10 protein-coding genes are annotated in these 12,227 nt (G+C 64.8%); 8 read left to right on the top strand and 2 right to left on the bottom strand.

From position 1 onward, the window contains the following. The first annotated feature begins 188 nt into the window (after nt 1-188). The 7 genes from SINAR_RS0126870 to SINAR_RS0126830 all read left to right on the top strand — a co-directional run bounded on the left by SINAR_RS0126870 (nt 189) and on the right by SINAR_RS0126830 (nt 8,735). Complete coding sequence (locus SINAR_RS0126870) at nt 189-1,067, top strand: carbohydrate ABC transporter permease (protein WP_028001953.1); 879 nt, start codon at nt 189-191, stop codon at nt 1,065-1,067. Continuing rightward, on the top strand, nt 1,067-1,948 hold the full coding sequence (locus SINAR_RS0126865; RefSeq protein WP_028001952.1) for a carbohydrate ABC transporter permease: 882 nt from the start codon (nt 1,067-1,069) through the stop codon (nt 1,946-1,948). The genes SINAR_RS0126870 and SINAR_RS0126865 overlap by 1 nt, the downstream gene beginning before the upstream one ends. Nucleotides 1,949-1,951: 3 nt before the next feature. After that, nucleotides 1,952-3,064, top strand: coding sequence for an ABC transporter ATP-binding protein (locus SINAR_RS0126860; RefSeq protein WP_028001951.1), 1,113 nt, complete (start codon nt 1,952-1,954; stop codon nt 3,062-3,064). Beyond that, nucleotides 3,061-4,581, top strand: coding sequence for a GMC oxidoreductase (locus SINAR_RS0126855; RefSeq protein WP_028001950.1), 1,521 nt, complete (start codon nt 3,061-3,063; stop codon nt 4,579-4,581). The genes SINAR_RS0126860 and SINAR_RS0126855 overlap by 4 nt, the downstream gene beginning before the upstream one ends. Then, nucleotides 4,578-5,351 (top strand): 3-ketoacyl-ACP reductase, encoded by a 774-nt coding sequence (locus SINAR_RS0126850; RefSeq protein WP_028001949.1) that lies wholly within the window; start codon nt 4,578-4,580, stop codon nt 5,349-5,351. Before SINAR_RS0126855 ends, SINAR_RS0126850 begins: the two co-directional genes overlap by 4 nt. A gap of 204 nt (nt 5,352-5,555) precedes the next feature. After that, complete coding sequence (locus SINAR_RS0126845) at nt 5,556-7,211, top strand: GMC family oxidoreductase (protein WP_028001948.1); 1,656 nt, start codon at nt 5,556-5,558, stop codon at nt 7,209-7,211. A 252-nt stretch (nt 7,212-7,463) separates the two neighbouring features. Continuing rightward, entirely contained in the window at nt 7,464-8,735 is a 1,272-nt protein-coding gene (locus SINAR_RS0126830) for a glycerate kinase type-2 family protein (RefSeq protein WP_028001947.1), read from the top strand. Nucleotides 8,736-8,838: 103 nt separating this feature from the next. Here the strand turns inward: SINAR_RS0126830 and aptA are convergent, their stop codons facing one another. After that, the gene (gene aptA, locus SINAR_RS0126825; protein WP_028001946.1) at nt 8,839-10,176 is read right to left on the bottom strand and encodes an omega-aminotransferase AptA; all 1,338 of its coding nucleotides are present in this window, start codon (nt 10,174-10,176) and stop codon (nt 8,839-8,841) included. A gap of 145 nt (nt 10,177-10,321) precedes the next feature. Here aptA and SINAR_RS0126820 point away from each other — a divergent pair, with 145 nt between their 5' ends. Then, nucleotides 10,322-10,870, top strand: a complete 549-nt coding sequence (locus SINAR_RS0126820) for a cupin domain-containing protein (RefSeq protein ID WP_028001945.1) — start codon at nt 10,322-10,324, stop codon at nt 10,868-10,870. A 115-nt stretch (nt 10,871-10,985) separates the two neighbouring features. Here the strand turns inward: SINAR_RS0126820 and SINAR_RS0126815 are convergent, their stop codons facing one another. After that, nucleotides 10,986-12,218, bottom strand: a complete 1,233-nt coding sequence (locus tag SINAR_RS0126815; protein ID WP_028001944.1) for a pyridoxal phosphate-dependent aminotransferase — start codon at nt 12,216-12,218, stop codon at nt 10,986-10,988. Nucleotides 12,219-12,227 lie beyond the last annotated feature (9 nt).

The following is a 12,227-nucleotide window of genomic DNA, read 5'->3' as shown; positions in this document are numbered from 1 at the left end:
ACCTTCTCCCCGCGTGCGAAGGGACCCGCGGCAAGCTCCAGTGCCCCCTCGTGTCCTTCGGGCGCGGGCGCGGCACGACCGGTCCCCTCTCCCCGCAAGCGGGGAGAGGGCTAGTCCTCGGGTTAAACCCGAGGAGAGGGGCAATCGGGCGGGAGGAACTAAACAATGCGTCAATGGTGGTAACGAACATGGATAGCCGCGCCCGGCTGCAGGAGCTTCTGCCGAAGCTCGTGCTCGCTCCCAGCTTTCTGATAGTCCTGGTCTTCGTCTACGGCTTCATCGCCTATACCGGCTTTCTGTCGATGACGAACAGCCGCATGCTGCCCTCCTACGATTTTGTCGGCTTGAGCAATTACAGCCGGCTCTGGGCCTTGCCGCATTGGTGGCGGGCGGTCAGCAACCTGGCGATCTTCGCAACGCTCTACATCGCCATCTGCTCGGTGCTCGGCCTCGGGCTCGCGATCCTGCTCGACCAGAAGATCCGTGCAGAGGGCTTTTTGCGGCCGATCTATCTCTATCCGATGGCGCTCTCCTTCATCGTCACCGGTACCGCATGGAAATGGTTCCTCGATCCCGGCATCGGCCTTGAGAACACAATGCATCTCTGGGGCTGGGAGAGCTTCTCGTTCAACTGGATCAAGGACCGCAACTACGCGATCTACTGCGTCGTCATCGCCGCCGTCTGGCAGTCGACCGGCTTCGTCATGGCGATGTTCCTGGCGGGGCTCCGCGGCGTCGACAACGAGATCATCAAGGCCGCGCAGATCGACGGGGCGACCACGCCGACCATCTACCGGCGGATCATCATTCCCTTGATGCGGCCGGTCTTCCTTTCGGCCTTCGTCGTCCTTGCCCATCTCGCCATCAAGGCCTACGACCTGATCATCGCGCTCACCGGCGGCGGGCCGGGGCAGGCGACCGAGCTGCCGGCGACGTTCATGTATTCCTACACCTTCACCCGAAACCAGATGGCGATCGGCGCCTCGTCGGCGATCGTCATGCTGGTGATGATCTTCTCGATCATCGTTCCCTATCTCTATTCCGAAATCCGGGGAGGAAAACGCTGATGGGCGCTCCCAGTCCCGAGAACGTCATCTCGCACAACCGCCTGACGCGCGCTCTGATCTATTCGGCGCTGATCCTCTTCGCGCTCTATTCGCTGCTGCCGCTCTACGTGATGGTGGTGAATTCCCTGAAGCCGCTGGACGAAATCCGACAGGGCGGCATGCTCAACCTGCCTCAGACCTGGACCGTCGAACCGTGGCTCTCGGCCTGGTCGACGGCGCAGATAGGCGTGCAGCCGACGGGCCTTCGCCCCTTCTTCATCAATTCGATCCTGATGGTCGTTCCGGCCGTGGCGATCTCGACGATCATCGGGGCGCTCAATGGCTACGTGCTGACCAAATGGCGCTTCCCCGGCGCGAACATCTTCTTCGGCATGCTGCTTCTCTCATGCTTCATCCCCTTCCAGATCGTGCTTATCCCGATGGCGCGCATCCTCGGCATTCTCGGGATCGCCGGCTCGATCTGGGGTCTGATCCTCGTGCATGTGGTCTACGGCATCGGCTTCACGACGCTCTACTTCCGCAATTACTACGAGGCTTTCCCGACCGAACTCGTGCGCGCGGCGCAGATCGACGGCGCGAGCTTCTTCCAGATCTTCCGGCGGATATTGCTGCCTTCATCCGGGCCGATCATCGTCGTCTCCGTCATCTGGCAGTTCACCAACATCTGGAACGACTTTCTGTTCGGGGCCTCGTTCTCCGGACCCTATTCGACGCCGATGACGGTGGCGCTCAACAATCTCGTGAGCTCGTCGACCGGGGTCAAGGAATACAATGTCCACTTCGCGGGCGCGATTCTCGCCGCCCTGCCAACGCTCCTCGTCTATATCGTGTCCGGCCGCTACTTCGTCCGCGGACTGATGTCCGGCGCCGTGAAAGGATAAGCCATGTCGTTTCTGAAGATCACCAATCTGCGCAAGTCCTACGGCGCACTCGAGATCTTGAAGGACATCAACCTGGAGATCGAAGAAGGCGGCTTCCTCGTGCTCGTCGGCCCCTCCGGCTGCGGCAAGTCGACGCTTCTGAACACGATCGCCGGCCTCGAACCGTTCACCTCCGGTGACATAGCAATCAGCGGCCGCTCGGTTTCGGGGCTGCACCCATCGAAGCGCGACATCGCCATGGTGTTCCAGTCCTATGCGCTCTATCCCAACATGACGGTTGCCGGTAACATCGCCTTCGGCATGGAGATCCGCGGCGTGCCGAAGGAGGAGCGCGAAAAGGCGATCAGGCAGGTTGCCGACATGCTGCAGATCGGCCACCTCCTCGACCGCAAGCCGAGCCAGCTTTCCGGCGGCCAGCGCCAGCGCGTCGCCATGGGCCGGGCGCTGGTGCGCAATCCCCAGGTCTTTCTGTTCGACGAGCCGCTCTCCAACCTCGACGCGAAGCTGCGCGTCGACATGCGCACCGAGATCAAGCGGCTGCACCACCGCATGAAGACGACGATCGTCTACGTGACGCACGACCAGATCGAGGCAATGACGCTTGCAACCAAGATCGCGGTGCTGAAGGACGGCGTGTTGCAGCAATTCGGAACGCCGGCGGAGATCTACAACAATCCGGCCAACATGTTCGTTGCCGATTTCATGGGCTCGCCGGCGATGAACCTGCTCAAAGCGCGGATCGAGACCGCGGGCTCGCAGGTCTCGGTGACACTGGCGCGGCCGAATGCCGAGCCCTTGAGACTCGCCGTGCCGCATAACGGCGCGCTCTCCGCCTATGCCGGCAAAGAGGTGGTCTTCGGCATCCGTCCGGAAGCGCTGACCGACCCGGACGGGGCGGATCGCAATGCGCAATTCGTCGCCGAAGGCGAATGCCTGATCGAGGTGGTCGAGCCGGCCGGCTCCGATACCTTTGCCGTCACGAGGCTCGGCGGCAAGGAAATCGTCGCAAGGCTCAGAGCCGATGCGCGCATTGCGCCAGGCCAGACGTCGCGGCTCGCCTTCAATCTCGACAAGGCCGTCTTCTTCGACCCGCAAAGTGAAAAGCGCATTGCATGAGGAAGTCGATGGAGAGCCAGCCGGATATCGTCATCATCGGATCGGGGGTCGGCGGCGCAACCGTCGCTGCCGGCCTTGCTGCCTCGGGAGCCGAGATCCTGATCCTCGAAGCGGGCTCTCATATCGAGGACCTGCCGGTCAATCGCGACCAGAGGGCGATCTTCCAGCGCGGCCATTTCCGCCCGAAGGAGACCTGGTACGAGGCGGGCGGGCCCGGTTTCAATCCAGGCAATTACTACAATGTCGGCGGCAATTCGAAATTCTACGGCGCGGTGCTGACCCGCTATCGCCGGGAGGATTTCGAGGTGATGCAGCATCGGGACGGCGTCTCCCCCGCCTGGCCCTTTTCCTATGAGGAGCTCGAGCCGTGGTATTCCAAGGCGGAGCAGCTTTACCAGGTGCGAGGCAAACTGGGCGAGGACCCGACGGAACCCGCTCATTCGAGCGGCTATCCCCATGGCCCGGTGCCGGACGAACCTGCGATCGCCATGGTCCGCGAGCGCCTGGCCGAGATCGGCCTCCATCCCTATTCCCTGCCGCTCGGCGTCGATGTCGAGCGCTGGCTCGCCAAGGGCAAGACCCCGTGGGACGCGCATCCGAACTCATCCGACGGCAAGATGGATGCCGAAACGGCGGCGCTGGCGGCGGCGCTGAAATTTCCGAACGTGCGGCTGCAGACCGGCTCGCGGGTGACGAGGCTCGCAACCGGGCCGGACGGCAAGGCGATCGAAACGGTGTTCTATGCCAAGGACGGGGCAGAGCACGGTCTTTCGCCGAAGCTCGTCATTCTCTGCGCCGGCGCGGTGCAGTCGGCCGTACTGCTGCTGCGATCGGCCGACGACAGGAACCCGATGGGCCTTGCGAACCGATCCGATCAGGTCGGCCGCAATTTCATGAATCACAATTCGAGCGCGGTCATCGCGCTCAGCCCCTGGTACCGCAACGATTCCGTCTATCAGAAGACCTTCGGCCTCAACGACTTCTATCTGTCCGACGGGGCCGGCGGGCCGCCGCTCGGCAACATCCAGCTTCTCGGCCGCATCTCCGGCGCGATCCTCAAGGCGAATATGCCGTCGGTGCCGGAATGGCTGCTCGACCGGGTGTCCGCCCGCGGCATCGACTTCTACGCCATGAGCGAGGACCTGCCGTCACCGGAAAGCCGCGTCATGGTCGACGGCGAGCGCGTTGTGCTGAAATGGGTGCGCACCAACTGGCAGGCCCATCTCGACCTCGTCGCCAAGCTGAAGGAGGTGCTGAAGAAAGCCGGTTTCCCGATCGTGCTCGCGCGGGCCTTCGACAAGCGGACGCCCTCGCATCAGTGTGGCACGGTCCGGATCGGCAATGATCCCGGCCAGGCGCCGCTCGACGTCTATTGCCGTGCCTTCGATCATCCGAATCTCTTCGTCGTCGATGCCGGCTTTCTGCCGACCTCCGCCGCCGTCAATCCGGCGCTGACCGTAGCAGCCCAGGCGCTGCGTGTCGCCGACCATATCGTGAAACAGGATCTGCGGTCATGACTGAGAAGGCACGCCCCGTCGCGATCGTCACCGGCGGCCGCAGAGGCATCGGGCTCGGTATTGCCCGGGCGCTCGCCGTGAGCGGATTCGACATCGCCATCACCGGCATTGGCGATGCGCAGGGCATTGCGCCCGTAATCGCCGAACTAAACGCGCTCGGCGCCCGGGCGATCTTCCTGCGCGCCGATCTCGCCGACCTTTCGAGCCATCAGGCGACCGTCGACGGGGTGGTTGCGGAGTTCGGGCGGATAGACTGTCTCGTCAACAATGCCGGGATCGCCTCCGTCGTGCGCGGCGATTTTCTCGATCTGAAGCCGGAGAATTTCGACGCGATCGTCGGCGTCAATCTGCGCGGTACGGTGTTTTTCACCCAGGTCGTGCTGAAGGCGATGCTCGCGAGCGAGATTCGAGCGCAGAGCTCGATCATCAACATCACCTCGGTCTCGGCCGCGATGACGTCGCCGGAGCGTCTCGACTACTGCATGAGCAAGGCGGGGCTTGCGGCCTTCAGCCAGGGCCTGGCGCTGAGGCTCGCCGAGACCGGCATCGCGGTCTTCGAAGTCCGCCCCGGCATCATCCGATCGGATATGACGGCTGCCGTTTCCGGCAGATACGACGCGCTGATCGCAGGCGGCCTGGTGCCGATGCGGCGCTGGGGCGAGCCCGAGGATATCGGCAATATCGTCGCAGGCCTCGCCGGCGGCAAATTCGGCTTCGCCACCGGCTCGGTCATCCAGGCGGATGGTGGATTGTCGATCGGGCGGTTGTGAATTTTCCTCTCGCTGGTCGTGAGATCTGCCCCTCACCCTAGCCCTCTCCCCGCAGGCGGGGAGAGGGGAGGTGCGCCGACGAGATGGTGGCGAGTGGTTGCCGCGAGTCCCTTCTCCCCGCCTGCGGGGAGAAGGTGGCGGCAGCCGGATGAGGGGCCCGACGCTGATACCGCGCCCGAAGCGCGTGACTTTGAGGACATGTGAATGACATACGACTACATCATCACCGGGGCCGGTCCGGCCGGCTGCGTGCTCGCCAATCGCCTGAGCGAGGACCCGGACGTCAGGGTGCTGCTGCTCGAAGCCGGCGGCGGCGACTGGAATCCGCTGTTCCACATGCCGGCCGGCTTCGCCAAGATGACGAAGGGGGTCGCAAGCTGGGGCTGGCACACGGTGCCGCAGAAGCACATGAAGGGCCGGGTGCTGCGCTATACTCAGGCCAAGGTGATCGGCGGCGGTTCCTCCATCAATGCACAGCTCTATACCCGCGGCAATGCGGCGGACTATGATCTCTGGGCGGGTGAGGACGGCTGCGCCGGCTGGGACTACCGCAGCGTGCTTCCCTATTTCAAACGGGCCGAGGACAATCAGCGCTTCGCCGACGATTATCATTCCTATGGCGGCCCGCTCGGCGTCTCCATGCCGGTTTCGGCGCTGCCGATCTGCGACGCCTATATCCGCGCCGGACAGGAGCTCGGCATTCCCTACAATCACGATTTCAACGGCAAGCAGCAGGCGGGCGTCGGCTTCTATCAGCTGACGCAGCGCAACCGCCGCCGTTCCTCCGCCTCGCTCGCCTATCTCTCGCCGGTCAAGGATCGCCCGAATCTCGCGGTCCGCACCGGCGCCCGCGTCGCGCGCATCGTGCTCGAGGGCGGGCGCGCCGTCGGCGTGGAGGTCGCGACGGGCAGGGGAAGCGAGATCGTCCGCGCTGAGCGCGAAGTGCTGGTCTCCTCGGGCGCGATCGGCTCGCCGAAGCTGCTCCTGCAGTCCGGCATCGGCCCGGCCGATCACCTGCGCGCTGTCGGGGTCGAGGTGCGGCACGATCTCCCCGGTGTGGGCGGCAATCTCCAGGACCATCTGGATCTCTTCGTCATCTGCGAATGCACCGGAGATCATACCTATGACGGCGTCGCCAAACTGCACCGCACGCTCTGGGCCGGGCTGCAATATGTGCTCTTCCGCTCCGGCCCGGTCGCGTCGTCGCTCTTCGAGACCGGCGGGTTCTGGTATGCGGATCCGAATGCCCGCTCGCCGGACATCCAGTTTCACCTCGGCCTCGGTTCGGGCATCGAGGCCGGCGTCGCGCGGCTCAAGAATGCCGGCGTCACTCTCAATTCCGCTTACCTGCACCCGCGCTCGCGGGGCACCGTCCGGCTCTCATCCGCCGATCCGGCAGCCGCGCCTCTGATCGACCCGAACTACTGGGAGGACCCGCACGACCGGAAGATGTCGATCGAAGGCCTGAGGATCGCGCGCGAAATCATGCAGCAGCCGGCCCTGAAGTCCTTCGTCCTCGACGAACGTTTGCCGGGCAAGGATGTAGTGACCGAGGACCAGCTCTTCGACTATGGCTGCGCCAACGCCAAGACCGACCACCACCCGGTCGGCACCTGCAGGATGGGCACCGACGCGGCGGCGGTGGTCGACCTGGAGCTCAAAGTCCGTGGGATCGAGGGCCTGCGCGTCTGCGACAGTTCGGTGATGCCGCGGGTCCCGTCCTGCAACACAAACGGCCCGACGATCATGATGGGCGAGAAGGGGGCTGATATCATCCGCGGATTGCCGCCGCTGCCGCCGGCCGTGTTCCAGCATGAGCGCAACGACATCCGGCCGAGGGCGCGGGCGGAGGTCCGCTGAGGGAGGATACGTTGATCCGCCACTGCGCTTTCATCCGCTTCCGTCCGGAGGTGGGCGCGGCCGATAAGGCCGCGATCTTCGCTCTTAAGGTTTCTCGTGGCAGCGCCCTCGAGCCCGCAGGCACCTCATGAATGGCGCGCGCCTATCACCATGACGCGGAACATCAAAAGACCGGCGCAAAAATCGTTGCGGCGGCGGACGGGGGCGTCCAAGGTATCTTCGTCTACGATCTCGAAATCCCGGGCTGATTTGATGGCATTGATCGATCCGCGTTCCTTTCTGACCTCCCTCTTCGACGCGGCCGTCGCTGCGGCCGATCCTGAGGCCGCCATTCGGGCGCATCTGCCTGCTCGGCCGAAAGGGCGCACGATCGTCATCGGCGGCGGCAAGGCCGCCAGCCAGATGGCGGCCGCCTTCGAGCGGCTCTGGGACGGGCCGCTCGAAGGCATAGTCGTCGCTCGCCACGGCCCCATCGAGAGATGCGAGCGGATAAAGGTCCTGCAGTCGGCTCACCCGGTGCCGGACGAGGCGGGGCTTGCCGCTTCCTCGGCGCTCCTCGATCTGGTCGAGGGACTGACCGCTGACGATCTCGTGGTGGCGCTCATCTCCGGCGGCGGCTCGGCACTCCTGCCTGCCCCGCCCGGCGGCTTGACCCTGGAGGACGAGATCGCCGTCAACAGGGCCCTGCTTGCCTCCGGAGCGCCGATCTCTGCCATGAACGTCGTGCGCAAGCATGTCTCACGGATCAAGGGTGGGCGGCTTGCGCTCGCCGCCGCGCCGGCCCGCGTCGTGAGCCTCGTCGTTTCCGACGTTCCGGGCGACAATCCTGCCTTCGTCGCGTCCGGTCCGACGGTGCCGGACCGGTCGAGCCTGGAAGAGGCGCACGAGATCGTTGCGCGCTATGGCATGGCCCTGCCGGAGCGGGTGATGGCGCATCTCGCTTCCGATGCCGCACGCGCGCCAGGGCCCGATGATCCGGCATTTGCCGGCAATGAGGTCCATGTCGTCGCCTCGGCGAGCGTTTCGCTGGAAGCGGCGGCGGCGCGGGCGCGGGAAAGCGGCGTCGAGGCGATGATCCTCTCGGATGCGATCGAGGGCGAGTCGCGCGACATCGGCCGCATGCATGCGGCGCTCGCACGGGAAGTCGCCTTGCGTAACCGCCCCTTTCCCAAGCCGGTGGTACTGCTCTCCGGCGGCGAGACGACGGTGACGATTTCCGGCGACGATTACGGCAGGGGCGGGCGCAACAGCGAATTCCTGTTGTCGCTCGCGCTCGATATCGATGGCTTTAGCGGCATCGATGCACTCGCCGCCGATACGGACGGCATTGACGGCTCCGAGAATAATGCCGGGGCCTTCGCCGACGGGGAGAGCATCGGCCGGATGCGGGCGGCAGGCGCCGATCCCCGCGCACACCTCGCGCGCCATGACGCCTGGACGGCCTTCGCGGCCAGCGGCGACCTCTTCGTTCCCGGCCCGACCGGGACGAATGTCAATGATCTGCGGGCGATCCTGATACGCTGAGTCTGCTTCTGGAAGGGCGCAGGCACGGCCTGTGAATGCACCTACCACGAGCGCCAAAGCCCCTCCCACCTGTGGGGAGGGACCACTCGGCGCGCGACCGCCGTCACGCCACCCGCTTCAACGCATCGCCCAGGATCGACACGATCTCGCCGAAGTGATGCTTTTCGGCGATTAACGGCGGCGAGAAGGCGATGATGTCGCCGGTGACGCGGATCAGCAGGCCCCGCTCGAAGCAATCGACGAAGACATCGTAGGCGCGGGCACCGGGCGCGCCGTCGCGCGACTTGAGCTCGATGCCGGCGATGAGGCCGATCGTGCGGATGTCGATGACATGCGGCAGGCCCCTGAGCGAATGCATCGCCTCGTGCCAGTCGTCCTGCAGCTCGGCGGCGCGCGTCATGAGGCCTTCGTCGCGATAGATGTCGAGCGTGGCGATGCCGGCGGCACAGGCGGCCGGATGGCCGGAATAGGTGTAGCCGTGGAAGAGCTCTATCTGGCCTTCCGGGCCGTGCATCAGGGCGTCGTGCACCTTGCGGCTGGCAAAGACAGCGCCCATCGGGATCGCGCCGTTGGTAAGCCCCTTGGCGGTGGTGACGATATCAGGCGTGACTCCGAAATAGTCGGTCGCAAAGGCCGCACCGAGCCGGCCGAAACCGGTGATCACCTCGTCGAAGATCAGGAGAATGCCGTGCCTGTCGCAGATCGCGCGCAGCCGCTCGAGATAGCCCTTCGGCGGGATCAGCACGCCGGTAGAGCCGGCGACGGGCTCGACGATGCAGGCGGCGATCGTCTCGGCGCCGTGGAGCGCCACGAGCCTTTCGAGGTCGTCGGCAAGCTCCGCACCATGCTCGGGCTGCCCTTTGACGAACGCGTTCTTCGCCGGGTCATGGGTGTGGCGCAGATGGTCGGACCCGGGAAGCTGCGGGAAGACGCGGCGGTTGTTGACGATGCCGCCGACGGAGATGCCGCCGAAGCCGACGCCGTGATAACCGCGTTCACGGCCGATGAGGCGGGTGCGGGTGCCTTGGCCGATCGAACGTTGATAGGCAAGTGCGATTTTCAGCGCGGTATCGACGGATTCCGAGCCCGAGCCGGTGAAGAACACCCGGTCGAGCTTGGCGCCGGCCGGGCCGGGCGCGATCGCGGCCAGCCGCTCGGCGAAGTCGAAGGCGATCGGATGGCCCATCTGGAAGGACGGCGCGAAGTCCATGGTCGAAAGCTGCCGCTCGACCGCGGCGGCGATCTGCCGGCGGCCGTGCCCGGCATTCACGCACCAGAGGCCGGCGGTGCCGTCGAGAATCGTCCGGCCGTCGACGCTGGTGTAGAGCATGCCTTCGGCGGCGGCGAGCAGCCTGGGTGCCGCCTTGAACTGGCGGTTGGCGGTGAAGGGCATCCAGTAGCTGTCGAGAACCGGGGCGTTGGACCTGTTGTGGGCGTTCATGGCATCCTCCTGTCGTCAGCTGATTGACGCCATGATTTGGATTTCCGAACAAGTCCTTTTCTTGCGTCATCTAAGGCATTGTATTTATGCGCAGATGTTTGCTAGAATTTCGCTATTTCAAACAACATAAACACCGGAGTTTGCGATGGGCGTCGATATCGGCAACCGCCTGCGCTATGTGCGGCTGAGGCACAAGCTTTCCCAGCGCGAACTTGCCAAGCGGACTGGGGTTACCAACTCCACCATCTCGCTGATCGAATCGAATGCGTCGAACCCTTCGGTCGGCGCGTTGAAGCGGATACTCGACGGCATTCCGATCGGGCTTGCAGAGTTCTTCTCCTTCGAGCCCGAGAAGCCGCGCAAGGCTTTCTATGCGGCGGAGGAACTGGTGGAGATCGGCAAGGGGCCGATTTCCTATCGCCAGATCGGCGACAACCTTTTCGGCCGCAGCCTTCAGATCCTGAAGGAGTGCTACCAGCCGGGCGCGGATACCGGCAAGGTGCCGCTGGTGCATGAGGGCGAGGAAGGCGGGATCGTGCTTTCAGGCCGGCTGGAAGTGACCGTCGACGACGAGCGGCGCATCCTCGGGCCGGGCGATGCCTATTATTTCGAAAGCCGGCGGCCGCACCGCTTCCGCTGCGTCGGACCGGTGCCCTGCGAGGTTATCAGCGCCTGCACGCCGCCGACGTTTTGAGGAATGGACGGGCGCGGATTGCCCCTCATCCCGCTGCCGCAACCTTCTCCCCGCAAGCGGGGAGAGGGCTAGGGTGAGGGGCAATTTTGCAGTCAGGTGAGGGCGACCTACGCCTTCACGAAAGCCGCGCACAGGCAGCGGCGATGCGGGTGAGGGCTTCCTTCAGTTCCGCCTCCGAGGTCGCATAGGAGATGCGGAAAAAGGGTGAGAGGCCGAAAGCCGCGCCCGGGACGACGGCGACATGGGCGTCTTCCAGAAGATAGGCGCAGAAGTCCGTATCCGTCTCGATCCTCTTGCCTGATGGCGTCCTCCTGCCGAGCACGCCGGCGCAGCCGGAGAAAGTGTAGAAGGCACCCTCGGGAACGCGGCACTCGAGGCCGTCGACCGCGTTCAGGCCATTTACGACGAGATCGCGGCGGCGCTGGAAGCTCTCGGTCCGTTCTTTCAGAAAGTCCTGCGGTCCGTTGAGCGCGGCGACCGAAGCCGCCTGGCTTATCGAAGAGGGGCAGGAGGTCGCTTGGCTCTGGACGACGGCCATCGCCTTGATGAGCTCGCGCGGGCCGCCGGCATAGCCGATCCGCCAGCCGGTCATCGCATAGGCCTTGGAGACGCCGTTTACGGTCAGGGTGCGGTTCTTCAGGGCCGGCTCCAACTGCGCCGGGGTGACGAAGCGGAAATCGTCATAGACGATGTGCTCATACATGTCGTCGACGAGCAGCCAGACATGCGGGTGCCTCAGAAGCACCTCGAGCAGCGGCCGGTAGTCCGCCGCACCGTAGGCGGCGCCGGACGGGTTCGACGGCGAGTTCAAGAGCACCCAGCGGGTCCGCGGCGTGATGGCCGCCTCCAGCTTTTCCGCCGTCAGACGGAAACCGGAAGATGCGTCGCAGGCGATCAGGACGGGCTTGCCCTCGCAGATCTGGACAATGTCCGAATAGGAGGTCCAGTAGGGCGTCGGGATGACAACCTCGTCGCCCGGGTCGAGCGACGCCATCATGGCGTTGAAGAGGATCTGCTTGGCGCCGGTCGCGACCGTGATCTCGTCCAGCTCGTAGGCCAGTCCGTTCTCGCGCTGGAATTTCTCGCGGATCGCCTTCTTCAGTTCCGGCGTGCCGTCGAGTGCGGTGTATTTCGTCTCGCCGCGGTGGATTGCATTGGCGGCGGCCTGCTTCACGTGTTCCGGCGTGTCGAAATCCGGCTCGCCGGCGCCGAGGATGATTACCGGCTTGCCTTCGCGCTTCATGGCAGCGGCACGGGCGCCGATCTTCAGGATTTCCGAAACGCCGATCGAGGAAATCCGCGAGGCGGGCTGAAAGCCCGCCTCCTTGACCGTTGCATTGATGGTCATGGCCGATCC

Source organism: Sinorhizobium arboris LMG 14919 (genome assembly GCF_000427465.1).
In the GTDB taxonomy this organism is placed as follows: domain Bacteria; phylum Pseudomonadota; class Alphaproteobacteria; order Rhizobiales; family Rhizobiaceae; genus Sinorhizobium; species Sinorhizobium arboris.
The sequence above is the reverse complement of the archived record's forward strand: the minus strand, read 5'-3'. Positions and strand labels throughout refer to the sequence as shown.